This is a genomic window from Xenorhabdus eapokensis (assembly GCF_001908105.1).
This window is the reverse complement of record NZ_MKGQ01000016.1, coordinates 1-24,374: the sequence shown is the minus strand read 5'-3', so window position 1 is coordinate 24,374 and position 24,374 is coordinate 1. Positions and strand designations below refer to the sequence as shown.

Genomic DNA, 24,374 nt, shown 5'->3' with positions numbered 1-24,374 from the left:
GTCAGTGGTATTTGAGTTGTCGCTAAAAAACCGCAGTAGCAAGGTGAGGGGGATTATTATCCGCTTCTTGCCTTGCAAGTTAAATTCAATGCAAATAACACGGCCGAACAAAGTACAACGGAAGGCCCTGCTGGTGTGTTATAAAACGCCGATAACGTTAATCCTCCTGTAACAGAAAGCATACCGACAATAATGGCAAAAGCGGCCATTTGTTCAGGTGTGCGGGAAAAACGACGGGAGGTAGCGGCAGGGATAATCAGCAGGGAGGTGATAATTAATGCTCCGACGAATTTCATTGCCAGCCCAATAGTTAATGCTGTCACTAACATCAGTAAAATCCGCAGACGTTGAATTTTAATGCCATCGACAAAAGCCAAATCTTGGCTAACGGTCATTGATAGCAGGGCGCGCCACTGCCATGTCAGTAATCCAGTAACAATCGCGACACCGACCGCAATCAGCCAGAGATCTTCATAAGTCACAGATAATAAATCGCCAAATAAATAGGCCATTAGATCGACCCTTACACTGGTCATAAAACTAACGACGACTAAACCGAGCGACAGGGCACTGTGAGCCAGAATGCCTAATAATGTATCAACTGCCAATTGTGGGCGTTTTTCCAGCCAAACTAAAATAGTGGCGAGAATAAGTGTAACTGCAATAACTGCATAAAATGGATTGACATTCAGTAAGAAACCGAATGCAACACCAAGCAGTGATGCGTGAGCCAGTGTATCGCCAAAATAGGACATTCTGCGCCAAACGACAAAAGAACCCAGAGGTCCGGCGGCAATGGCTAAAAAAATACCAGCGAGCCAGCCGGGAAGCAATAATTCAATCATCGACCTGTTCCCCCAATATTTTTCAAAATAACTTTCCCTTTAAGATCATGATGATGATTGTGATGATGGCGGTAGACTGCCAGTTGTTCTGCACCATGATGCCCAAACATTGCGATAAACTCTGGGTGCATTGACACTACTTCCGGTGTACCAGAACAACAAATGTGTTGATTGAGGCATAAAACTTCATCTGTTTTCGCCATTACTAAATGCAGATCATGGGATACCATAAGTACAGCGCAATTAAGCTCAGTCCTGATTTGATTGATTAAATCATAAAGCGCCAGTTGGCCATTGACATCAACACCTTGTGTTGGTTCATCAAGAACCAAAAGCTGTGGGGAGTTAAGTAGAGCTCTGGCAAGTAGCACTCGCTGAGTTTCGCCACCAGACAGCTTTTGCATTGGTTGCTCCAGTAAGTGAGCCGCCTTGACCCGATTTAATACCGGCATGATATCTGCTGGTTTTACATTAGGCCTTAGCATCATAAAACGCTTAACAGTCAGGGGCAGAGTGGGATCAAGGTTAAGTTTTTGTGGAACATAACCAATTCTCAACGCGGGGCTCTGTTCGATGGTGCCCGAAGTGGGTTGGACTAAACCAAGAACGACGCGAACCAGAGTTGATTTTCCCGCACCGTTTGGGCCGATCAGCGTCAGAATTTTCCCTTGCTTGAGATTGAATGAAATATTGTTTAATACCTTGCGGTTACCAAATTCAACCGTAATGTTTTTTAGGGTAATCATAGTGGGCAAGTTAAAAGTGTATTGCAGAATCATTGAAATGTTATAATATAACATTATTCGATTTTCTGCATGGAATATTCATATTATGTTACACAACTCACAGAAATACGCGCATAAATTTTTTCATAAAATCGCATTAACAACTGTGTTAATGGCAGGAGTGAATTGCTTTGCGCAGGCAGATGTTGTTACCTCCATTCGTCCATTGGGTTTTATTGCTGCTGCCATTGCTGATGGTGTCACAAATACTCAAGTACTTCTGCCCGATGGCGCTTCTCCACATGATTATGCGCTACGTCCTCTGGATGTACGGAAAATTAAGCAAGCCGATTTGGTTGTATGGATTGGCCCAGATATGGAAACCTTTTTGGCGAAACCGATAGCTAAAATTGAACAGAATAAACAACTGTCACTGGCTGAATTACCTACCATTAAGCCATTATTATTAAAAAATAGTGAAGAATTAAAGGATAGTGAAGTGGGTAACGGTGCTGGTGCTGAATCATCTCAGCATGAGGAAGAGCACGAACATCATCATCACGGTGAATATAATATGCATATTTGGCTTTCTCCAAAGATTGCAGAAAAAGCCGCTCAGGCAATATATGAACACCTTATTGAACAATATCCTCAACAAAAACAGCAATTAGAAGTAAACCTACGTAAATTCAATGGACAGCTTGCACAAACTGATAAGAATATTACTCATGTTTTAAAGCCCATGCAAAAGCAGGGTTATTTTGTTTTTCATGATGCATATGGCTATTTTGAAAAACATTACCAATTGGCTCCGCTAGGTGTTTTCACCGTTAATCCTGAAATACAACCTGGCGCGCAGAGATTACACAAAATACGAACACAATTGGTTGAGCAAAAAGCAAAGTGTATTTTTGCTGAACCTCAATTCAGGCCAGCCGTTATTCACGCCGTAGCAAAAGGTACTGATGTACGTATTGGAATACTTGACCCTTTAGGGAGTGGCATCGTATTGGATAAAGATAGCTACATGAAATTTATAACTCAGTTATCAAAACAATATGCGAGCTGCCTGAATTAATACAATAAGGAATTTTATTAGTGCAGCAAATAGCTAAAACTATCGTTTTGGTATACAACAACCTACCCAAACCACACAAGATCATGTTGGGATCTTTAACGTTAGTCACTTTGGCTATCGCGATATGGCGGCCTGTTGTTTACCATGAACAAGAAGGAGAAGAACGAGCAGGTAGCATTATTCTCAACACTTCCGATAGCATTTCTGATGCAACGGATGATGTTGCTGGGGAGGCTAATGAACAACTCCCCAATGAAGGTATTGAGGATGATGATGGCAGTTCTGTTGATACAGCGGCAAATGTTCCGCACCAATATATTGTCTCTAGTGGTGATACCCTGAGTTCGATTTTAACTCAGTTCGGAATTGATTCCTCTGAGGTTGCTTTATTGTCAAATCAATATAAGGCATTGCGTAATTTAGGGATTGGCCAGTCATTATCGTGGACTACTGATGATAATGGGAATTTAAAAACGCTGACATGGGATATATCACGTCGTGAAACTCGCGTTTATACTCGCGAAGGGGATACATTTAACGAAGAGCAAGAGTTTCAGAAAGGAGAGTGGAAAAACAGTGTCATCACAGGTACAGTCGATGGCAGTTTTAATAGTAGTGCCCTGATTGCCGGACTAACAAGCAGTGAAGCCAGAGAAGTGACAAAAGCGCTGCAATGGCAGATAGATTTCCGCAAGTTACGTAAAGGTGATCGTTTTTCTGTGCTGATATCCCGTGAAATGCTTGATGGAAAAAGTGAACAGAGCCAGTTATTGGGTGTTCGTTTACAAAGCGGTGGTAATGATTATTATGCTTTCCGGGCTGATGATGGGCGTTTTTATGACAGTAATGCTTCTGGTCTGGAACGAGGCTTCTTGCGTTTCCCTACAACTAAACAATTCAGAGTGTCTTCCTCTTTCAATCCACATCGCTTAAATCCGGTAACTGGCAGAATTACAGCGCATAAAGGGGTTGATTTTGCTATGCCAGTAGGAACTCCCGTTCTGGCAGTAGGTGATGGTGAAGTTGTTGTTGCCAAATTTGATGGTGCGGCTGGTAATTTCATCGCCATTCGCCATGGACGTCAATATACAACTCGATACATGCACTTGAGGAAAATATTGGTAAAACCAGGACAGAAAGTGAAGCGGGGTGAGCGTATTGCGCTATCTGGGGATACAGGGCGCTCAACTGGTCCACACTTGCATTTTGAATTCTGGGATAACCAGCGGCCGGTTAACCCACTCACTGCAAAATTACCGCGTTCTGGTGGGCTGAATGGTAAAGAACGCGCAGAATATGTAGCAATGGTTCAGGAGGTTAGACCTCAATTGTTGCTGGATTAGGTGCATCAACTTCTGATTATTGACAGAGATAAAAGCGGATGATTACTATCGTCCGCTTTTATCTTATTTTTTGTTGTAAACTTGTGCCTTGAGAGCAAATGTTGGGATCATCAGAGTTAGCTCATGAATAAAGAAAAAGATACAGATAGTAAATTGGGATATGTTCCTCGATTTCATCGAGCTTATCTACATCCCCGTTATTGGGGGCTTTGGGCTGGCGTCGGAATATTAGCAGGATTGTCTTATGTCCCAGTGAGATGGCGTGATCCATTCCTGGCCAAGATAGGCGCTTTGGCGGGCAGGAAAGCGAAAAGTGCTCGCCGCAGGGCGAAAGTCAATTTAATTTACTGCTTTCCTGAGTTAACAGAACAACAGCATGAAGAGTTGATTGATCACATGTTTTCTACCGCCCCCCAATCATTTGTTATGCTGGCGGAACTTTGTCTCAGGGGAGCAAAATCGACACTTCAACGTACCCAATGGCATGGCGAAGACATCATTCAAGCCTTGGAGGCACAAGGTAAGAACGTGATTTTTATGGTTCCACACGGTTGGTCTGTTGATATCCCCGCGATGTTATTGGCTGCACGTGGTCAAAAAATGGCAGCGATGTTTCATCATCAAAGTAATCCTGTGGCTGATTATTTATGGAACAAGGCGCGCTGCCACTTTGGTGGTCGCTTGCATTCCCGTGATGCGGGAATTAAACCCTTTATCTCTACAGTGCGCGAAGGTTTTTGGGGATATTATTTGCCTGATCAGGATCATGGTGAAGAGCACAGCGAATTTGTCGATTTTTTTGCCACTTATAAGGCTACACTGCCTGCTCTTGGGCGCTTGATGAAAGTTTGCCGTGCGGCCATTGTTCCATTATTTCCGGTTTATAATTGTCAAACCCATCAGTTGGATATTTATATCCGTCCACCTATGAATGATATTGCAGGACAGGATGATGCCTATATTGCTCGCCGGATGAATGAGGAATTAGAAGAGTTGGTGAAGCCGAATCCTGAACAATACACTTGGATCTTAAAATTGCTTAAGACGCGGAAAGAAGGGGATATTGAGCCTTATAAAAGGGAAGACTTGTGACCATTGATTTTACCGCATAAATTAACTTATATCCGCCTGAACAATAATTGCTCTTTAATTGTGCCCGTTTTAGAGGGATGATGAGAAGTCGTTATTATGGTGAGAATAGGGCTGTGATAGTGCAGCCCTAAATTTAAATTGAGATTATTCTACTTCAAGTACGCGACAGGTATTGGTACTGCCAATAGTTCCCATCTGATCACCTTGGGTCACAAGTACCAAATCTCCAGAGATGAGATAGCCTTTATCGCGCAGGCGATTCACGGCTTCATTTGCCGCAGCGATCCCATCAGTATGTGAGCTACAATAAACTGGCGTCACACCACGATAAAGGGCGGTGCGGTTTAAGGTTGATTCATGGCGAGACATTGAGAAGATAGGCAAGCCAGAACTAATGCGGGACATCATGCGAGCTGTGCGGCCAGATTCAGTCATGGCAATAATTGCTTTGACCCCTTTCAAATGGTTGGCTGCATACATGGTAGACATTGAAATCGCTTCTTCAATACTATCAAATGTAATATCCAGGCGATGTTTGGACACATTGACACTTGGCATTTTCTCCGCGCCAAGACAGACTTGCGCCATAGCGGCAACGGTTTGCGCAGGGTATTGACCTGCCGCTGTTTCGGCAGAGAGCATAACCGCATCAGTACCATCAAGTACCGCATTGGCAACATCCATGACTTCAGCCCGTGTCGGCATTGGATTGGTGATCATGGATTCCATCATTTGCGTGGCAGTAATCACGACACGATTCAGTTGGCGAGCACGGCGGATCAGTTTCTTCTGTACACCAACCAGTTCAGGATCACCAATTTCAACACCGAGATCACCACGAGCGACCATGACAACATCTGATGCCAGAATGATTTCATCGATAATCTCGTCACTGCTGACAGCTTCTGCTCGCTCAACTTTGGCGACAATTTGGGTTTCACAGCCTGCATCTCGTGCGAGACGGCGCGCATAATTTAAATCTTCACCTGAACGAGGGAAAGAAACCGCAAGATAATCAACACCAATTTTGGCTGCTGTGATGATATCTTCCTTATCTTTTGCTGTTAGTGCTTCGGCTGACAATCCACCGCCCAATTTATTGATGCCTTTATTGTTGGAAAGCGGGCCTCCTACGGTGACTTCCGTAAAGACTTTCATCCCCTGAACATCCAGGACTTTCAATTGAACGCGCCCATCATCCAATAGCAGGATATCGCCAGCCGTTACATCAGACGGCAAGCCCTTATAGTCAATACCGACTTTTTCTTTATCTCCTTCTCCCTTACCCAGATTGGCATCCAGCAGGAATTTATCCCCAACATTCAGGAAGATTTTTCCTTCTTTAAAGGTGGATATGCGTATTTTGGGTCCTTGAAGATCACCGAGGATGGCAATATGACACCCTAAACGGGCAGCAATTTCACGCACTTTATTAGCACGTTGGATATGATCTTCCGCAGTGCCATGAGAGAAATTAAGGCGGACAACATTGGCTCCCGCTTGGATAACTTTTTCTAGATTGTCGTCGCGATCTGTGGCTGGGCCAAGTGTAGTGACGATTTTTGTTCTTCTGAGCCGTCTGGACATGTATTACTCCGTTGACCTATGAAGTATCCCTTTTGTTTTTCAAATTGCCGTACCGTTGGGCGGTAACTTGAAATCCATTGGGTATATGAGTTTTCGATTACCGTAGGATAACCATTTAATTTATTGATTATTAACTCCGCACTGCGAATATGCAGATGGGGAACAGTCTACATATGCTATCAGTCTGGAGAGTTGATAAATAGTGAACAAAAACACAGTCTATTTTCTGGTTTATTCATGCTTATCAAACCGTGAATTGCGCAAAGCTTCTTTGACCCTTTTTAAATTATCCCTGAATTTTGAGCCTCGGCGTAGTGTGAAACCAGTGGCCAACACATCAATGATGGTTAATTGAGCAATTCTTGAAACCATCGGCATATAAATATCAGTATCTTCGGGTACATCCAACAGGATGGGAAGGGTAGCTTCGTATGCCAATGGAGAGCCGGTTGAGGTAATGGCGATCACCGTTGCATCGTTCTCGCGGGCCAGTTTAGCAATTTCTACAAGGCTTTTTGTTCTTCCTGTATGGGAAATTAATACGACAACATCTCCTTCGGTACTGTTTATGCAGCTCATTCGTTGCATCACAATATCGTCAAAATAGGTCACTGGAATATTGAAGCGAAAAAATTTGTTCATGGCATCATGGGCCACAGCGGCGGATGCTCCTAAACCGAAAAAAGAGAGCTTTCTGGCTTGTGTCAGAAGATCGACAGCTCGGTTAATTGCTGTAATATCCAGGTTACTTTTGACCGTTTCCAGATTTGCCATTACCGATTCGAAAATTTTGTTTGTATAAGAAGTGACGCTGTCACTTTCTTCCACATTGCGGTTCACATAAGGCGTACCATTGGCGAGGCTTTGTGCCAGATGCAATTTAAAGTCGGGAAATCCTTTGGTGTCGAGGCGACGACAAAAACGATTAACTGTCGGTTCACTTACATTCGCCATTTTAGCCAGAGTGGCAATGCTTGAATGGATGGCAGTCTGTGGCGAAGCAAGGATGACCTGTGCAACCTTTTTCTCTGACTTACTCAAAACATCAAGACTATTTTGGAGCCGTTCCAGTGTATTCATAAGACGAAGTTCAACCTCGGTTTTAACGATTTCATTAACAGGAGAAATCTATGTCATTTTCATGAAAATATACTACTTGTTATTGAAAGCTGGCAGTGGTAATAACCGGATAAATTGGGTTTTTCATGAAAATATGACAAGTGTCTAACTTTCAACTTAGTAAGATTACTTCTTAATCGTTGTAAATTTTCAGTTGCTAGTTGTTGTTTGGTATAAATTCTGACCATATTGTAAGTGGGTACAATAATGAATAATCAGTGTTTACTGCATATAACCAAAAGAGTACATTACCCACAGATTATGTAAAAAAATTACAATATCCCGCAATTGAGGAGATGCAACATGGCGGTGACGTCTACAGCTCAGGCTTGTAATTTGGTAATTTTTGGGGCGAAAGGAGACTTAGCACGCCGGAAATTAATGCCTTCCCTTTATCAGTTAGAAAAAGCGGGTTATATCCATCCTGATACCCGAATTATCGGCGTTGGTCGAGCTGACTGGGATAAAAAAGCCTATATCAAAGTTGTTGAAGAAGCACTGGTTACATTTATGTCCGAAAAATTAGACGCAGAATTGTGGAAGAAACTCAGTTCGCGTCTGGAATTTTGTAATTTGGACGTAAATGAAACAGGGCATTTTACTGAATTGGCAAAAATCCTGGATAAAGATGGCTTACCGGCTATTCACTATTTTGCCATGCCACCAAGTACATTTGGATCAGTATGCCATGGATTAGGTGCCGCGGGGCTGAATACGGAACCCAACCGTGTTGTGATGGAAAAACCATTGGGAACAGATCTTGCTTCTTCCAGAGCAATTAATGATGAAGTTGCAAAATATTTCAATGAGAAACAAATATACCGTATTGACCATTATTTGGGGAAAGAAACGGTATTAAATTTGTTAGCGCTGCGTTTTGCCAACTCACTTTTCGTCAATAATTGGGATCATCGCACGATTGATCATGTGCAAATTACCGTTGCTGAGGAAGTGGGTATCGAAGGGCGTTGGGGTTATTTCGATCAGGCAGGGCAAATGCGCGACATGATCCAGAATCATCTTTTGCAAATCCTGACGATGATTGCCATGTCTCCACCGGCTGACCTGACAGCAGATCGCATTCGCGATGAAAAAGTGAAGGTGCTACGTTCATTGCGTCGGATTGATCAGACCAACGTCAGGGAAAAAACGGTTCGCGGACAATATACCGCAGGTTTTGTGCATGGTAAGAAAGTGCCTGGTTATCTGGAAGAAGAGGGGGCGAACAAAGCCAGTAAAACGGAAACTTTTGTATCGATTCGTGTCGATATTGATGACTGGCGTTGGTCTGGTGTGCCTTTCTACCTGAGAACCGGAAAGCGGTTGCCAGCCAAATGCTCTGAAGTTGTCGTCTATTTCAAAGAGCCTTCTCTGAATCTGTTTGCTGAATCCTACCAGCAATTGCCGCAAAACAAATTGACAATCCGTTTGCAACCAGATGAAGGTATTGATATTGAAGTGCTGAATAAAGCGCCGGGACTGGAACATAAACACCGTTTGCAAACGACCAAACTGGATCTGAGTTTCTCGGAAACATTTAACCAGACGCATCTTGCTGATGCCTATGAACGGTTATTATTGGAGGCGATGCGCGGCATTCAGGCATTGTTTGTCCGTCGTGATGAGGTGGAAGAAGCCTGGAAATGGGTAGATTCCATTATGGAGGCATGGGCGGCGGATAATGAACCCCCGAAACCTTATCAGGCAGGCACGTGGGGACCAGTAGCTTCTATTGCTATGATTACCCGCGATGGTCGTTCATGGAATGAGTTTGAATAATCTGCGTGTTCTTTAGCTCACATTAAGCGACTCATTAATAAAACATCAACCGGACTAATGTCCGGTTGATGTTCAGTTTAAATACTCGCCGCTGTAACCGGTGTTTTCCAACGAGCACATCTTCCTACAGCAGCAGAATTATCCATACATGATTTATATATATAACGAAAACATTTCATGTTCGCGCCACATTCTTTATCTGCCTCCCCCATGCAGTAATATTTACACCAACTGGGGTCAAATGTGACTTGCTTTTGCACTGTACCTGCTTGTGACATTCCTGCTGTGATCAGTAAAATGGTAGTGAAAATAAATTGATGGAGTTTCATGTGTTCCTCCTGAAATAAATTTATACAATATAATATTAATCTGGTGCCATTTTACATATTGATATAAAACAAAACTGTAAGGTTATACATGTTTTGACACTTTCTTAATATGAATAAACTATAATGTAATTAAGCTAAACGATAATTAAACTATTATAAGGCCTTAAGGAAAATCCCTATTTTTCTGTAAAAAAAACAGAGTTCCAACATAACTTTTTGTTTATATTGTTAATTTTGTTCATTTTTTATAGGATCCTGTTGGGTTCATCATGGCTATTTTGGTGAGGGGACTCCAAGGCGTTGTGATAATGTTTTTCAATATTAACCCCAAAGCTTAAGACAAAAAGTAATGCAATAAAAATTAATGTGAAAATATTTAACTTATAGATTAAATAATGAAATTTTTCAAAAACTGAGAGTCATTTAAAAATAAATTCAATATAGGCAGGTGTTGTTATTTTTATTGCCAATATATGGCTTGTCAAAAATATTTTATTTTAAAATTAAACCTATCTAAGTAAAAAAGTTCAATTAAAAAATATAACAGCAAACGATAATTACCATACATACCTTAAATCAATGGGAAGTTTCAATGTGTACCAGCTTTTTAATACCAACCATCAATGATTCCAATATTACAAATGGATATGTTTATGGGCGTACCATGGAATTTGGTTTAGAGCCGGAATCAAATATTTTGATGAACCAAATATAAATTGTTGCTTTTTATTATGTTCTATGATAGAAATACGCCATTCACTTACTAAAATGAGGATTCGTAGTATATCATGCGATAGTTATACGGTTGTCGTGTGATGAAAGAATAAAACACCATGAATAGCGCCAAAAGCGTCAACATTCAACATAGTAATAAAATTCAGCGTTGTACTCATGTTTTTTTCCTCTCAACTATCTTATCCAGTGAGCACTATTGGTGCGGCGCCCTTTAGGGTCTTCTCCTACTAACCGGTTCTTCACCGGCAGTTTTCATTTGCCAAAATATTTCGCTAAAAATTCAGTTTGATTCTGATATTGCGTGATTGCATTTGTGGCCGACTTTGTTGGCATTTATAGCTTGATATCTTGGCATGCTTATCAGTATGTTCAGGAGAGAAAAAATGATTTATTGGGTGTTTCTTGTATTGGCGATAGTGACAGAAGTGATTGGTACTCTGTCAATGAAACAAGCCAGCGTTTCGGGTGATTTTACAGGCATGATCGTGATGTATACCATGATCACAACTTCTTATATTTTACTGGCAGTTGCTGTGAAAAAAGTGGCATTAGGCGTGGCTTATGCACTGTGGGAAGGTATTGGGATCTTGGTTATTACCACTTTTAGTGTGATATGGTTCAACGAATCACTGTCATTGATGAAAATTGGTGGATTAGCATTGTTGATAGCCGGAATTGCTTTGATCAAGATGGGAGAGAAAAAGAGTCAAGGCCAGGCTTCAAACACCACAACAAAAAACCATGCAGTTAAGAATAACTCATCAAGAGCATTAAACCCTGTTTCGAACAAGCAAATCAGGGAGGCATGATATGCTAACTCAATTTGAATGGTGGCATGGCGCGTTTCTGGTTCTGGCTGTTGTCTTGGAAATTGTGGCAAATATTTTATTAAAACTATCCAATGGCTTTCAGCGCCTTTGGATGGGTATCTTATCCCTGGTTGCTGTTTTGGGCGCATTTAGTGCGTTGGCACAGGCAGTGAAGGGGATAGAGCTTTCCGTTGCTTATGCCTTATGGGGGGCATTCGGCATTATTGCTACAGTGGCGGCTGGCTGGATAATGTTTAATCAACGACTGAATTTTAAGGGATGGAGTGGTATTTTGCTGCTATTAATTGGCATGATTATTATTAAGATGGCTTAATTTTTTACTCTCCATTCCTTAAATTTCATTTTGTAAATGCATTTTTAAACATGGCATTGAATGAGTTATTGCTCAATTCAATGCCATGTTTGTTTGATAAGCGCAGATTATAAAGCGGCGATAATTTTGATTTCTACTTTATAGTTAGGATCCATCAATGCGGCTTGCACAGTACAGCGGACTGGAGCACTTCCGGCAACAACCCATGCATCCCAGGCAGCGTTCATGCCTGCAAAATCGGCTTTGTCCGCCAGAAAAATCGTAGCATCCAAAATCTTGCTTTTATCTGAACCAAGACGGTGTAACAGGGTATCAATGGCTGCCAGAGTATCGGCGGTTTGCGCTGTAATATCACCATCCAGTTGTTCTGGCACGCTGGTATAATAGATAGTGCCATTGTGAACGACTGCTTCTGACCAACGAGTATCTGGATCAATGCGTTTAATAGTCATTAAATCTCCTGTTAATTTATCCAGTTTTTTGCTGAATTGAGTAGTTATTACAACTTAGTATTGGCATAATTCTGCCACATTTTTTATTGAAAGAGACTGTTTGTGTCAGACGATTTTGCGAAAAATGGCATACTAGCCAAAGCCATACAGGGTTTCAAGCCACGCGATGCCCAGCGGGAAATGTCCTCGGCTATTACAGTTGCGATTAAAAAACAGCAACAATTGGTCGTAGAAGCAGGAACGGGAACGGGTAAAACATTTGCTTATCTGGTGCCTGCTTTGCGTTCCGGTAAAAAGGTGATTATTTCTACGGGTTCTAAAGCATTGCAAGATCAGCTCTACAATCGAGATCTACCCACTATCGTTGATGCGTTAGGTTTTACAGGCAATCTGGCGCTATTAAAAGGGCGCTCAAATTATTTATGCCTTGAACGCCTTGAGCAGCAGTCAATCGGCAATTCCCAGATGGAAGCTGAAATCCTGGCGGAAGTCATCAAATTAAAGCATTGGTCAGACCATACTAAAGAGGGGGATATCAGCACTTGCCATCAAGTGGCGGAAGATAGCGCTGTTTGGCCATTGATCACGAGCACTAATGACAATTGTCTTGGCAGTGATTGCCCACGCTATCAGGAATGTTTCGTGCTGAAAGCCCGTCGAAAAGCGCTGGAAGCCGATGTGGTGATTGTTAACCATCACCTATTTATGGCCGATATGGTCGTTAAGGATACCGGATTTGGTGAATTAATCCCGCAGGCCGATGTGGTGATTTTCGATGAGGCTCATCAGATCCCTGATATAGCCAGCCAATACTTTGGTCAGCAGTTAAGTAGCCGTCAATTGATGGATTTATCGCGGGATATCATCATGGCTTACCGCACTGAAGTGCGGGATCAGGCACAACTGCAAAAAAGTGCCGATCGTCTCAGCCAAAGTGCACAAGATTTTCGTTTGTCATTAGGTGAAAACAGCTATCGAGGTAATCTTCGTGAAGCTTTGCAACAGCAGCAAGTTCAGCGTTCATTAGTACGGTTAGATGATGCCCTTGAGCTTTGTTATGACGTGATGAAGCTCTCTTTGGGGCGTTCAGCCATATTGGATGCGGCTTTTGAACGGGCAACGGTTTACCGCAATCGCCTTAAACGTCTGATTGATGTCAGCATACCCAATTACAGCTATTGGTTTGAAAGTTATGGACGGCATTTTTTGCTGGCACTGACACCGTTATCTGTCGCTGACAAATTCAGTGAGATGATCCGTGAACAATCGGGTAGTTGGATTTTTACGTCAGCAACATTGTCGGTCAATGAACAGTTAAATCATTTCACTGAACGTTTAGGGCTGAAACAAGCCCAAACATTACTCCTGCCGAGTCCATTTGATTATCAACATCAAATGTTATTATGTGTTCCGCGTCATTTACCATCGCCTAACCAAAATGGTGGTGCCAAATGGCTGGCTCGTATGCTGAAGCCTTTGATTGAAAGCAATAAAGGGCGTTGTTTTTTCCTCTGTACTTCTCACCAAATGATGCGCAGTTTGGCAGAAGAGTTTCGTGCCAATATGACATTGCCGGTATTGGTGCAGGGAGAAACAAGTAAGACACAACTGCTGGCACAATTTATCTCTGCGGGTAATGCATTGCTGGTGGCGACTGGCAGTTTTTGGGAAGGGGTGGATGTCCGAGGTGATGCATTATCCTGTGTTATTATTGATAAATTACCATTTACTGCGCCGGATGATCCCTTGCTTAAAGCCCGTATCGAAGATTGCCAGCTTAAAGGTGGGGATGCTTTTCACGAAGTCCAGCTTCCCGATGCTGTGATTGATTTAAAGCAGGGGGTTGGGCGCCTGATCCGTGATATTGACGATTATGGTGTTGTGGTCATCTGTGATAATCGATTAGTGTTGCGTCCATACGGTGAGGTTTTTCTAAATAGCCTGCCCCCCGCTTCCCGTACCCGTGATTTATCAAAAGCGATTGCGTTTCTGAAATCGCGCCCACCGCGGCCTGAGTCATAAAATGTCGGGGTGATGATGGTGGGGCTATGGTAGTATAGCTCCTTGTTTTAGATTCTATATCTTGCCGGAGTTAAGGCATGTCCACGCGAATTTTAGCTATTGATACCGCAACTGAAGCCTGTTCGGTTGCGCTTTGGAATGAAGGTGCTATTGAGGCACAGTTTGAAATTTCCCCACGAGAGCATACTCAACGTATTTTACCGATGGTTCAGGCAGTTTTATCAAAGGGGGGAGTGAGTCTGCAACAATTAGATGCGTTAGCGTTTGGCCGTGGGCCGGGCAGTTTTACCGGTGTACGGATTGGTGTTGGCATCGCTCAAGGGCTGGCATTGGGTGCTGAATTACCGATGATTGGCGTTTCCTCCCTGAAAACAATGGCACAAGGGGTTTTTCGCTTAAAAGGAGCAACAAACGTTTTGGTTGCTATTGATGCACGGATGGGAGAAGTCTATTGGGGTCGATACACTCGTAATTCACAAGGTGAATGGCAGGGCGATGAAACGGAAACGGTTTTGAAACCTGAGCAAGTGCAAGAGATGATGAGTTCCTTGTCAGGCGAATGGGCAATTGCTGGAACAGGATGGAAAGCTTATCCTCAATTATTGGACAGCCAGTTAACGCTGACAGCAAGTGACATTATTTTACCCCATGCAGAAGATATGCTGCCACTGGCAATCCAGATGTGGGAAGCTGGTGAAGCAACAGCGGTTGAATATGCTGAACCCGTGTATTTACGTAATGAAGTGACATGGAAAAAATTGCCGGGTCGTTAAGGCGCTTCTGTCTGGTCAATAAAATTCATGCAACTTGTGGCAGAAAGCGGTGTCCATGAGTATAAAGGGCTAGAGTGTGGCTAACCAAATTGATGGTTAGCCTGATAAGATTTTTCTGCGTTGGAGGCGTTATGCTCAATGGAACACACTATCGAAGCATACTGCAAGCGATGGCACTATTGGGAACCTTGATACTTATGGGCTGTGTGTCAGTTCCTGATGTTATTAAAGGAACTACTAAAACACCGGTGGAAAATCTGCTTTCTGTCAAGAACATGCCTGAGTTATATGTTGGTCATGAAGGTAGATTTGGTGGCAAAGTACTGAGTGTCTTGAATGAAAAAAACCAGACTCGATTAGAAATATCCGCCATGCCACTAGCAAGCAATGCTGCCCCACGTTTGGATGCCCCCTCTTTGGGACGGGTTTATGCTGACGTGAATACTTTCTTAGAACCCAGTGATTTTAAAGATCATTATGTAACTGTTGTCGGTTTGATTACTGGTCTTGAAAAAGGGAAGGTAGGCAATAGTCCGTATAATTATGTTGTGATAAATGCTACGGGAGTGAAACGTTGGTATGAATCCCAGAGAATGATTTTTCCTCCTGCTGTAGGAATGGAGCCGTGGAGCTATTATGGCAACCCTTATGATCCATTTTGGCGCGGTTATTCGACATTTCAACCTGGATCAGTTGAAACAATTTTAACTGAATAAACTTTTTGCCAATTAAGAGGGGGTGTCCAGTGACAGGCATGCTCCCTAACAGAAACAAACCACCATTGAGGATATCTAGGATTATCTCGTTTGTAAAAGAGACAACTTCTCGCCGTTTTATGATATGAACTTATAATAACCATTCTTCAATTTAAATGATTTTCTTATAACCATTTAAGATAATGATAAACCATTGAGCTCCAAAATTAGTAAACCAGTGTATAATTAGCGAATTATAAATAAAAGCGCTGATAATTTAACTAATTAATTGATAAATAATAAAAAAATATGTAGGCGGCAAAAGCTGCCTTATTTTTTTGCAGTAATTGATAGGATTAAATTAGTGATGTGTATCGCCAACCTGAACATTGTTGCTTTGCAAACTGGTACGCTGAGTTAATAATTTGTTAAATGCACAAGTCAGGTTTTTTATGGTCAGTGGTTACATCGCAATTAGATTTCAGGAGTATTCAACTTGGAAAAAGTTTGGCTAAAACATTATCCGGCAGATGTTCCGGCAGAAATCGATCCCGACCGTTATTCGTCGCTGATTGAAATGTTTGAAAATGCTGTAGTGCGTTATGCCGATCAGGTCGCATTCATCAATATGGGCGAGGTAATGACTTTCCGTAAATTGGAAGAGCGTAGTCGTGCCTTTGCTGCCTATTTACAGAATGGCCTGGGGCTGAAACAAGGGGATCGTGTGGCATTGATGATGCCTAATTTACTGCAATACCCCGTGGCACTATTTGGTATTCTGCGTGCAGGTATGGTTGTTGTAAATGTGAATCCGCTCTATACCCCGCGTGAATTGGAACACCAGCTTAATGACAGTGGCTCATCTGCTATTGTTATCGTTTCTAACTTTGCACATACCCTAGAAAAGATCGTCTTTAATACGCAAGTCAAAAACGTTATTTTGACACGCATGGGTGACCAACTTTCACGTCCGAAAGGGACTCTTGTTGATTTCGTCGTTAAATACGTGAAGCGGCTCGTACCTAAATATCACTTACCGGATGCCATTTCGTTTCGTAGTGTGATCCATAAAGGCTACCGTATGCAGTATGTCAAACCGGATGTGAAAAGTGAGGATTTGGCTTTTCTGCAATATACGGGGGGCACCACAGGGGTTGCGAAAGGTGCAATGCTGACTCATCGTAATATGTTAGCAAACCTTGAACAGGCCAGAGCTTGTTATTCTCCGCTATTGAAGCCTGGGCAAGAGTTAGTGGTCACTGCATTGCCGTTGTACCATGTCTTTGCCTTGACGATAAATTGCCTGTTCTTTATTGAATTGGGAGGGCAAAATTTGTTGATTACCAACCCTCGCGATGTAAACGGCACAGTCAAGGAGCTATCGCGTTATCGTTTTACTGCATTATCGGGTGTGAACACGCTATTCAATGCCTGGCTGAATAATCCGGAATTCCAGAAGCTGAATTTCTCTTCATTACGTTTATCTGTTGGTGGCGGTATGGCCGTACAACGAGTGGTAGCTGAAAAGTGGCAAAATCTGACAGGTCGTCATCTACTGGAAGGTTATGGCTTAACGGAATGTTCTCCTTTGGTTTCAGCTAACCCACATAACTTGAACTATTACAGTGGTAGCATTGGTTTCCCCATTGCTTCAACAGAAATCAAGCTGGTAGGGAATGATGGTAATGAAGTTTCACCGGGCGAAGTCGGTGAAATGTGGGTGCGTGGACCACAGGTAATGAAAGGTTACTGGAATCGTCTTGATGCGACGGATGAGGTTTTGAAAGATGGCTGGTTGGCAACTGGGGATATTGCCAGCATAGATGAAAAAGGTTTTTTACGCATTGTGGATCGGAAAAAAGACATGATTCTGGTTTCCGGATTTAATGTCTATCCAAATGAAATAGAAGATATCGTTTCATCCCATCCTAAAGTGTTAGAGTCCGCAGTAGTGGGCGTTCCGAGTGAAAATTCAGGTGAAATTGTCAAAGTATTTGTGGTACGCAAAGATCCCAGTTTGACTGAGGATGAACTTAAAACGCATTGCCGTCGTTACCTGACCGGGTATAAAGTGCCGAAGCTGATTGAATTTCGCGATGAGTTGCCAAAATCCAATGTAGGCAAAATTCTTCGCAAAGAACTCCGCAATGAAGAGTTGGCAAAAGCAGGTAATCCTGCTACAAATTGAGTATGGTAATTGCTACCCCATTGCACACCAACAACGCCGGTTTTTACCGGCGTTGTTGTGCACGTCTTATGAATGGCTAAGAGAATGATGTTTTGAATTATCAGTTGAATACTAACAATTGTTCATGCGTAATCATGTGTATATGTAAATATTCATCGAATATTATTTAATATTTTGATTTCAAATAGAAATAAAACCAAATACTGATTTAATGATTCGTTTGTATTCACAAGTATCTATCTGGTTACATCATAAATATGTACATTTTGGTGTACATAAACTACATTAAAAGCTGTGTTATTTTTTGAGGAAAATAATATGGCAATCACTGATTCGTGGCTTCGCTCTACCAATGGTAAACCCCAAGAAAAAATCACCACCAAATCAGATAGGGATAGTCTATCTGTTCGTGTTACCCCTAAAGGGAAAATTATATTCCAGTTTAGATATCGATGGGATGGAAAGGGGGATCGAATAGACATAGGAACCTATCCAGCAACGGGTTTAAAAGATGCCCGTGACGCTGTAACTTTCTACCGTGGAGAGTTAGAACAACACCGTAATCCCAAAATAGTTAAACGTGTTAGAAAGGAAGCTGCTTTGAATGCTGTGACTGTGGAGGAACTAATACGGGACTGGTGGCAAGCGACAATGCAAGGTTCGAAGGTTGCTGCCGGGCAAATATTGCGTGGTTTTGAGATTTATGTTTTTCCAAAAATTGGTGGAATGCCACATGATGAGGCGACGCTTCATGTTTGGCTGTCCTTGATAGAAGAGGTGTCTAAGCATTCCCCCACAACAGGCGCTCGGATATTGTCATACTCCAAGAAAGCACATAAGTGGGCTGTTCGACGTGGAATAACTAACAACACTCCGATAGCTAATGTCATGTCAAGTGATTTGGGAAGTCAGGGCGCAAATTTGGGTTCTGATGAGGATGATAATGATATAGGAGGGAGAACTTTAAACGAAGATGAATTGGCAATTCTTTTTCATATTATTGAATCTTCTAATTACAATTTACGTAATGCTTTAATGGTAAAGTTGTCTCTTTTGTTCGGGTGCCGTATTGGTGAGTTATTAAAGGCTAAAGTGGTTGATTTTGACTATGAGAAAAATGTCTGGATTGTGCCTCCTGCTAATCATAAAACAGGAAGGAAAACCAAAAAGCCTATTATTAGACCGATCATTCCAGCAGCGAAAGAATTAATTGAGCAAGCAAAAAAAATTAATGGTGGAAGTCAGTATTTGTTTGCTATATCTGGAGGTAGGCCATTTTCGAAATCGTCACATTGTGTGATAATTGATCGACTAAGTGAAAAGATGTCTAAATATTTTGATGACTCCTATACCTCATGGTCAATTCATGACTTACGCCGAACCATGCGCACTGAGATTTCTGAATTAACCCCGCCTCATGTAGCTGAAATCATGATTGGTCATAAACTACCGGGCGTATGGCAGGTGTACGATAAGCACACCTACCTAAATGAGCAGAGAGAAGCCTATGAGCGCTGGTGGAATAAGTTGACTAAAATTGTTTCCCGCGTTCCCAATCTTCAACATCCTGCTTAGAGAAATGTAATTCTCTGCCTTTGAATCTGGGTTTTGGGAAGCCATCTTTTTTTTGTTTCCCATTCCCACACCATGTCCGAATGGTATTGGGCTTTACTCGTAACTTTTTGGCTAGTTCGCTAGTGGTTATATAATCTGATTCCGCCATCACTCACCTCCTTTCTGATATTGGTCATTTCTAGCCATTGTCATTTACCCCCTCCACCAGCTCATCCGGTATCTCAACCTCATCGCCCAATTTTGCAGCGACCACAGCGCGGCAGATGGCGATAGTAGGAGACTCACCATCTTCAATTACACTTTCAAGCTCTTCGAAACTAAATATGTATGCCGACCACTCTTCGTTTACTGAATTAAAATTCAATTCAATATAGTGCTTCTCAATCAACTGCCCACACTTCGCCCAGTCGGCTGAGGGGGAATAAACACCGATAGAGCGGTTATCATTGACAAAAACATAACCCAGCTCGTTAATTTTAACGCCCCTAGCATCGGCTTTAGCCACAGCCCAATCCAACGCCCGTCCTGTTAGTGCACTTGTTTTGATTTTCACATCAATTCTCCTGTGTTACTGGCGCAGGAACGTCATCCATGTAGCACCAGTGGGTGACTTCGTCGTTTTCGTGTTCTGACCATTGTTGCGTGTCGGTATTCCAGTAGTCGTAACCTGCACGGGAAATGGAACCAAAAGAAACATAAACAAGACACAAAGGAACCCACTTATCATCATCTACAGGCATCCTGTCCTGAACGCTCACCCAAGGGATTACTTGGGCTTTCTTGCTTTCCTCTGCCTTCTTTAATAACCAATCAACCCACTCGCGCCCGTCGTCAATATGACCGGATAAACCAATTTCATTCTGTGCGTTATCGATACTGATCATTGTTCTTCTCCACTGTTAAGGTCGATAGCCATCTGGCCTGCTTCTTCCAGTGCGCTAATCATTTTCTGGCGCTTCCCTTTGGTCTTTTTTCGTGCGTTCATGATTTGGCTGCACACAGAAAGTAACTCAGCTTCGTTCTTTTCATCCCGTGCTAGCTGGTGGCGTAATTCATCAAATCTTCCAATCATGTGATCGAGAGACGGTAGGGCGTTAATCCCAATGCCTGAATTTCCCGATTTGAAATCGATAAATGCCTGATTCACATCAAGTTGAAAGTCAGGGCGGATCCATCCAGCATAAGAAACGGCTATCAATTCATGTGCGTAAGTGCCGGGTGATGAACCGCCATTGTTTACATAGACCGCTTTCTGAGCAGACGCCAAATTTGGCGTCTGGATATTTTTCAGTAACTTAGCTTCCAGTTCTGCGATTAATTCTTTTGCATGCTTACTTCTCAGCCATCTATTTGGTGCTTTTTCTTCACTTTCACCACTGGCCTTATGTAATGTGTTCAGGTTGTAACGCCCGAATTCATCAAGAGGAATCTCAACACCGACAACCACGGGTAATAATTTGCTTTTCATTATTTTCTCTTCCCCCTCTTGCCTTTCTTCGGAGTTATCTTTATTTCTGCCACTTTGGGTGCGGGTGGCAGAGGAGGGCAGATGCCCTCGTGAATATGTTGATTGCGTCTCATGCGGTGGATATGCCGCTTGGTGTGATCCCTGCCGTCGTCGATGTAGACTACCGTTCTGACCAGCTCGTCGTTAATGTCCACCATCTGGCGGTGCTCCTCAGTCATTGAAACATCCCCTTGGCTGCCAGCGAATCGCCCATGTCATTGATCATGCTTTGCCATACTTCACGCCCGTAGCCTGTCAGGTAGCCATTGGCTACGCATTTTTCCATCAGGTTAATAGCTATCACTTCCCATGCCGGATAGTTCTGTTGGAGTGCTTCCAGTGCGTAACTATCCACCAGTTCACGAATGCCTTTTATTCCATCGACAATAGCGACATTGATTTCTGTTTTTCCAACTTGCATCGTGAAGTGATCGCCACCGTTACGGGTCGTTACATCGCGATAGATAGCGGCTGCGTAGGTGTTCGCCAGTGCGTTGAGTCGAAAGTTTTTCGTTATCATGTGAGCTTCCTCTCAATGAAAGATCGGCATAGAGTCAAACTCACCAGACTCGACCGCTTCGATTAATTCATCGTGCAGGATAGAAAGCCCCTCACGCCCTTTCTCAGATAACCGGTTACCTCTCTCTGGCTGCTTATTGACGAAATCCATGTACATTCTTAGCGCCATATCTGCCCCTTCTTCGCTGCCGAACTGCTCAAAGGCGAACCCCTCAATATGGGTTGCCAGCATCAGGCGCTCTGCCAGTGGGTACACCGTGATTGCAGATGCACCATTAAGATAAATAGCGGCGGTATCAGTGCCGCCCTGACCGTTATCAATCTCACGTGTGCCGTTTCTGTCTATTTGCTCTTGCACGAATGAAGCTGATGCAATCCACCGCCACAACATCAGCATTTGCTCATGGGTTGGTTCATAAAAGCCCGCTTTCCAGCCATGAGAAATAGCCGATATCAATTCAAAGCCCAGCGATAAATCGCGGTCATACTGACCCGCGTCTAATGATTTCAGCGCCTCTACATAACCTACGATTTCAGTATTCGCCGCCTCAGTGATGACAATCACGCCATACTTGCTGTAATCAAATCCTGTTTCAATGTGTTTGCTCATGACTTAACCTCTGGTGTATAAACTGCTTTATCGTGTTGGTATTCGCCGTTCCATGACTTCTTCATGGGAAGCTCGCCTTTCATGTACAGGGCATAGAGGCGATGGCAGCCTTTTTCCAACAACACGGCGGTACGGGTAATAAAGGGATCTTGTCCATGCGGCTTTATTTCGTTTTCGTCTTCGGTGAGATAGCGATCACGGGCGTATGAAGCGACACGCCAGCGCGGCTTTTTCTCCGGATCTTTTTGTTCGTTGTAGAGCCAGTTGCGCTCCATTGCCCACCACATGATTTTGGTGGTATTCACACCATTCAAACCCTTACAGAAAGCGGGAATAGTCATGCCTTTGGTAAAGTGCTTTTCCAGACTGCCAACCGTGGCACTCAGGGTTTTATTTTCACCCTCAAGGCGCTCGACGTTCTCGGCATACACAGACAGCATTGAACGTAGCTTCGCGGGATTACTGAGTAACTCAGCTTCCGTTGTGATGCTGTCACGGCGAGTGAAGTAGAACTCGGTCAGGTCATCGAAGTAATTCCAAGCTTGGTCGGTTTCTAGCATCTTGGAGTGGTTCGCCGCGCCGCGTTCTGTCCAGAGATAAAAGGAACGTGCCTTATTTGATATTTGCACACCTCTAAATGAGTTGCGCAAAATTTCAACTTCTTCACCTTCGATACGGTAATAGTGCTTGCTTTCAACAAAACGCGATTTATTTCTATTGAAGTTGTTTGTGATTTGCTGATTGGTAGCTCCATACCCCGCAGCTAACTGCTCAGTAGTCACAACACGCTGACCGCGATACTCAACGATCTGTAATTCTTTGGCGGATACTGGAACTAATTCATTTTTCTTGGTCATTACAACCCCTCTTGTATTTTGACTTGTGCTTTCCGAACGCAACGCAAATTATTCTTGGCACACTCTTGTTCTTGTTTTTTGTCGCGGGATAATGAAAGTGCCTCACTCCATTTATCAGCAGCACGACGAAATAAATTCTGGCTTTCTAATTCTTTGGCTTTTTGTATTACCTTTTCATATGTTGTCATTATTCACCGCCTGTTTTTTCATGTGCCTTTTTAATGCAGCGTACATTCGCCCATTTTCTTTTTGGTTTCTTAATGCTGTACTATGGCTATGATGTAATGAATGTCTTTTTTCGTTATGCTCTTGGCGATATTCAGTCCAGAGTTGATTCTTTAAATTGGTGGCTACATTTTTGGCCTTCCCCCAATATTCGGCCGCCAGATCGTACTTTTCTTCTTTTTCCATCTGGATAGCTGTATCAGCAAAGTGTAAATAGGATTTATTTGTCATGTTATTGGCTCCGTTTTTTGTGCAACGTTTTCTAAAATCTCAGTCATAAATGCTTCACCTTCTTCGGTTAAATTTCCGAATTTGGTATAAAAGTTTTCGTATATCTTTATTAGGGCACCTTCAGCAACAAATTGCCCTTTCAGACTTAATCTCACACTTCTTTCAAAGTGATGAATCAAAGCATTTGTTAATATTTCTTCGTCTAAATCCAATCGATATTTAGTGTTTTTTACTGTGACTATATCGGTATGAACGCCGTACTTACTTTTTAATGAATCCAATTTCGCGTTTACTAATGCTTTTCGCTTTCTTTCAAGCAAAGTTAATCCTGTCATTCTATATTCTCCGTTTTTGGAGTAAGCGATCCCCCAGCAATGGCGCTGTAATTAAAATTGTTTTGTTGTTTTTATTATTCTAATTCGGCTATTTGTATTTCTAACTCAGATATCTTTTCATGTAATGAATTAATTTCATTCATTGCTTTTGAATACTTTTTCTGTAGAGCGATTCTTTCTCTTTCTCGTCTGACATCGGCTTTCAGTTCCTCCAGCACCTGAGTGTGACGCTCTATGAATTCAGGGCGCATATCACCAAAGCGTAATGCGTGCGTGCCATCTTCCCGTTTAACTTTTATGGCAGGGAAGTTGCTTGACCTATCTTCCTCATCGAACTGCCTTTGCGCCCGAACGTAAGCCAGCTTATTCAATGCGCCGCTCTCAGTCAGATAGGCTTTGTTAGCACCACGAACGACGTAAACTTCACGTGGTTCAATCAGAATTTCCAAATCGGTTGCGATTTCGATAGGTTTTAGGGTTGTCATTGGTTATTTTCCTTATAATTTATAATTAAGTTGATCAGATAAACTATCTGCATTGGTGTTATAATCGGTAATCAGATGACTTATTGCCTGTTCTTATGAAATCGAATATCACACTGTCTGAACCA

The 24,374-nt window shown here is 42.6% G+C and carries 29 protein-coding genes; 11 read left to right on the top strand and 18 right to left on the bottom strand.

From position 1 onward, the window contains the following. Nucleotides 1–56 precede the first annotated feature (56 nt). Nucleotides 57–845 carry a zinc ABC transporter permease subunit ZnuB gene (gene znuB / locus Xedl_RS11855; protein WP_074023922.1) on the bottom strand — a complete coding sequence of 263 codons (789 nt, stop codon included), beginning with the start codon at nt 843–845 and terminating at the stop codon, nt 57–59. Then, a complete protein-coding gene (gene znuC, locus Xedl_RS11850; protein WP_422645893.1) occupies nt 842–1,591 on the bottom strand; it encodes a zinc ABC transporter ATP-binding protein ZnuC in 750 nt (249 codons plus the stop codon). The genes znuB and znuC overlap by 4 nt, the downstream gene beginning before the upstream one ends. A 151-nt stretch (nt 1,592–1,742) precedes the next feature. Here znuC and znuA point away from each other — a divergent pair, with 151 nt between their 5' ends. The 3 genes from znuA to lpxM all read left to right on the top strand — a co-directional run bounded on the left by znuA (nt 1,743) and on the right by lpxM (nt 5,083). Beyond that, nucleotides 1,743–2,648 (top strand): zinc ABC transporter substrate-binding protein ZnuA, encoded by a 906-nt coding sequence (gene znuA / locus Xedl_RS11845; RefSeq protein WP_244149708.1) that lies wholly within the window; start codon nt 1,743–1,745, stop codon nt 2,646–2,648. A gap of 20 nt (nt 2,649–2,668) precedes the next feature. Further along, nucleotides 2,669–3,991 (top strand): murein DD-endopeptidase MepM, encoded by a 1,323-nt coding sequence (gene mepM / locus Xedl_RS11840; protein ID WP_074023919.1) that lies wholly within the window; start codon nt 2,669–2,671, stop codon nt 3,989–3,991. A 123-nt stretch (nt 3,992–4,114) separates the two neighbouring features. Next, nucleotides 4,115–5,083, top strand: a complete 969-nt coding sequence (gene lpxM, locus Xedl_RS11835) for a lauroyl-Kdo(2)-lipid IV(A) myristoyltransferase (protein ID WP_074023918.1) — start codon at nt 4,115–4,117, stop codon at nt 5,081–5,083. 144 nt (nt 5,084–5,227) lie between these two features. Here lpxM and pyk read toward each other — a convergent pair whose 3' ends face one another. Together pyk and Xedl_RS11825 are read right to left on the bottom strand one after the other, a co-directional pair. After that, on the bottom strand, nt 5,228–6,670 hold the full coding sequence (gene pyk / locus Xedl_RS11830) for a pyruvate kinase (protein WP_074023916.1): 1,443 nt from the start codon (nt 6,668–6,670) through the stop codon (nt 5,228–5,230). Between the two features lie 231 nt (nt 6,671–6,901). Further along, nucleotides 6,902–7,750: a MurR/RpiR family transcriptional regulator gene (locus Xedl_RS11825; protein ID WP_074023914.1), complete on the bottom strand. Its 849-nt coding sequence runs from the start codon at nt 7,748–7,750 to the stop codon at nt 6,902–6,904. A 342-nt stretch (nt 7,751–8,092) separates the two neighbouring features. Between Xedl_RS11825 and zwf the strand changes: the two genes are divergently transcribed. After that, on the top strand, nt 8,093–9,568 hold the full coding sequence (gene zwf, locus Xedl_RS11820) for a glucose-6-phosphate dehydrogenase (protein WP_074023911.1): 1,476 nt from the start codon (nt 8,093–8,095) through the stop codon (nt 9,566–9,568). Between the two features lie 77 nt (nt 9,569–9,645). On the opposite strand, the gene Xedl_RS11815 is transcribed toward zwf, so the two are convergent. After that, nucleotides 9,646–9,897, bottom strand: a complete 252-nt coding sequence (locus Xedl_RS11815; protein WP_074023908.1) for a hypothetical protein — start codon at nt 9,895–9,897, stop codon at nt 9,646–9,648. Nucleotides 9,898–11,015: 1,118 nt separating this feature from the next. On the opposite strand from Xedl_RS11815, the gene mdtJ reads away from it, so the two are divergent. Further along, nucleotides 11,016–11,441: a multidrug/spermidine efflux SMR transporter subunit MdtJ gene (gene mdtJ, locus Xedl_RS11810; RefSeq protein ID WP_074023906.1), complete on the top strand. Its 426-nt coding sequence runs from the start codon at nt 11,016–11,018 to the stop codon at nt 11,439–11,441. 1 nt (nt 11,442) lies between these two features. Next, nucleotides 11,443–11,775: a multidrug/spermidine efflux SMR transporter subunit MdtI gene (gene mdtI, locus Xedl_RS11805; protein WP_074023905.1), complete on the top strand. Its 333-nt coding sequence runs from the start codon at nt 11,443–11,445 to the stop codon at nt 11,773–11,775. A 107-nt stretch (nt 11,776–11,882) separates the two neighbouring features. Here mdtI and Xedl_RS11800 read toward each other — a convergent pair whose 3' ends face one another. Continuing rightward, nucleotides 11,883–12,227, bottom strand: coding sequence for a RidA family protein (locus tag Xedl_RS11800; protein ID WP_074023903.1), 345 nt, complete (start codon nt 12,225–12,227; stop codon nt 11,883–11,885). A gap of 102 nt (nt 12,228–12,329) precedes the next feature. Between Xedl_RS11800 and yoaA the strand changes: the two genes are divergently transcribed. The 5 genes from yoaA (at nt 12,330) to Xedl_RS11775 (ending at nt 19,480) form a co-directional block, all read left to right on the top strand. Continuing rightward, nucleotides 12,330–14,249, top strand: a complete 1,920-nt coding sequence (gene yoaA / locus Xedl_RS11795; protein WP_074023901.1) for a DNA repair helicase YoaA — start codon at nt 12,330–12,332, stop codon at nt 14,247–14,249. 77 nt (nt 14,250–14,326) lie between these two features. Then, on the top strand, nt 14,327–15,022 hold the full coding sequence (gene tsaB / locus Xedl_RS11790; protein ID WP_074023900.1) for a tRNA (adenosine(37)-N6)-threonylcarbamoyltransferase complex dimerization subunit type 1 TsaB: 696 nt from the start codon (nt 14,327–14,329) through the stop codon (nt 15,020–15,022). Between the two features lie 131 nt (nt 15,023–15,153). Further along, nucleotides 15,154–15,738, top strand: coding sequence for a Slp family lipoprotein (locus Xedl_RS11785; protein ID WP_074023899.1), 585 nt, complete (start codon nt 15,154–15,156; stop codon nt 15,736–15,738). Nucleotides 15,739–16,213: 475 nt separating this feature from the next. Beyond that, the gene (fadD, locus tag Xedl_RS11780) at nt 16,214–17,905 is read left to right on the top strand and encodes a long-chain-fatty-acid--CoA ligase FadD (protein WP_074023898.1); all 1,692 of its coding nucleotides are present in this window, start codon (nt 16,214–16,216) and stop codon (nt 17,903–17,905) included. A 318-nt stretch (nt 17,906–18,223) separates the two neighbouring features. Next, entirely contained in the window at nt 18,224–19,480 is a 1,257-nt protein-coding gene (locus Xedl_RS11775) for a tyrosine-type recombinase/integrase (RefSeq protein WP_074023897.1), read from the top strand. On the opposite strand, the gene Xedl_RS11770 is transcribed toward Xedl_RS11775, so the two are convergent. The 12 genes from Xedl_RS11770 to Xedl_RS11715 form a co-directional block, all read right to left on the bottom strand. Next, the gene (locus tag Xedl_RS11770) at nt 19,437–19,628 is read right to left on the bottom strand and encodes a helix-turn-helix domain-containing protein (protein WP_074023895.1); all 192 of its coding nucleotides are present in this window, start codon (nt 19,626–19,628) and stop codon (nt 19,437–19,439) included. The genes Xedl_RS11775 and Xedl_RS11770 overlap by 44 nt on opposite strands. Nucleotides 19,629–19,658: 30 nt before the next feature. After that, nucleotides 19,659–20,033 carry a phage protein NinX family protein gene (locus Xedl_RS11765; protein ID WP_074023893.1) on the bottom strand — a complete coding sequence of 125 codons (375 nt, stop codon included), beginning with the start codon at nt 20,031–20,033 and terminating at the stop codon, nt 19,659–19,661. Nucleotide 20,034: 1 nt separating this feature from the next. Next, complete coding sequence (locus Xedl_RS11760) at nt 20,035–20,364, bottom strand: hypothetical protein (protein ID WP_074023892.1); 330 nt, start codon at nt 20,362–20,364, stop codon at nt 20,035–20,037. Beyond that, nucleotides 20,361–20,948, bottom strand: a complete 588-nt coding sequence (locus tag Xedl_RS11755; RefSeq protein ID WP_074023891.1) for a KilA-N domain-containing protein — start codon at nt 20,946–20,948, stop codon at nt 20,361–20,363. Before Xedl_RS11755 ends, Xedl_RS11760 begins: the two co-directional genes overlap by 4 nt. After that, complete coding sequence (locus tag Xedl_RS11750) at nt 20,948–21,166, bottom strand: hypothetical protein (protein WP_074023883.1); 219 nt, start codon at nt 21,164–21,166, stop codon at nt 20,948–20,950. Before Xedl_RS11750 ends, Xedl_RS11755 begins: the two co-directional genes overlap by 1 nt. After that, nucleotides 21,163–21,507: a hypothetical protein gene (locus tag Xedl_RS11745; RefSeq protein WP_074023881.1), complete on the bottom strand. Its 345-nt coding sequence runs from the start codon at nt 21,505–21,507 to the stop codon at nt 21,163–21,165. Before Xedl_RS11745 ends, Xedl_RS11750 begins: the two co-directional genes overlap by 4 nt. A gap of 12 nt (nt 21,508–21,519) precedes the next feature. Then, complete coding sequence (locus tag Xedl_RS11740; RefSeq protein WP_083600316.1) at nt 21,520–22,116, bottom strand: hypothetical protein; 597 nt, start codon at nt 22,114–22,116, stop codon at nt 21,520–21,522. Then, entirely contained in the window at nt 22,113–22,973 is an 861-nt protein-coding gene (locus Xedl_RS11735) for an ORF6N domain-containing protein (RefSeq protein ID WP_074023879.1), read from the bottom strand. The genes Xedl_RS11740 and Xedl_RS11735 overlap by 4 nt, the downstream gene beginning before the upstream one ends. Beyond that, nucleotides 22,973–23,161 (bottom strand): PerC family transcriptional regulator, encoded by a 189-nt coding sequence (locus Xedl_RS11730; RefSeq protein WP_074023878.1) that lies wholly within the window; start codon nt 23,159–23,161, stop codon nt 22,973–22,975. The genes Xedl_RS11735 and Xedl_RS11730 overlap by 1 nt, the downstream gene beginning before the upstream one ends. Continuing rightward, complete coding sequence (locus Xedl_RS11725; RefSeq protein WP_074023877.1) at nt 23,148–23,429, bottom strand: ANR family transcriptional regulator; 282 nt, start codon at nt 23,427–23,429, stop codon at nt 23,148–23,150. Before Xedl_RS11725 ends, Xedl_RS11730 begins: the two co-directional genes overlap by 14 nt. After that, nucleotides 23,426–23,764: a hypothetical protein gene (locus Xedl_RS11720; RefSeq protein WP_074023876.1), complete on the bottom strand. Its 339-nt coding sequence runs from the start codon at nt 23,762–23,764 to the stop codon at nt 23,426–23,428. Before Xedl_RS11720 ends, Xedl_RS11725 begins: the two co-directional genes overlap by 4 nt. Before the next feature lie 74 nt (nt 23,765–23,838). Next, nucleotides 23,839–24,249: a hypothetical protein gene (locus Xedl_RS11715; protein WP_074023875.1), complete on the bottom strand. Its 411-nt coding sequence runs from the start codon at nt 24,247–24,249 to the stop codon at nt 23,839–23,841. Nucleotides 24,250–24,374: the final 125 nt, after the last annotated feature.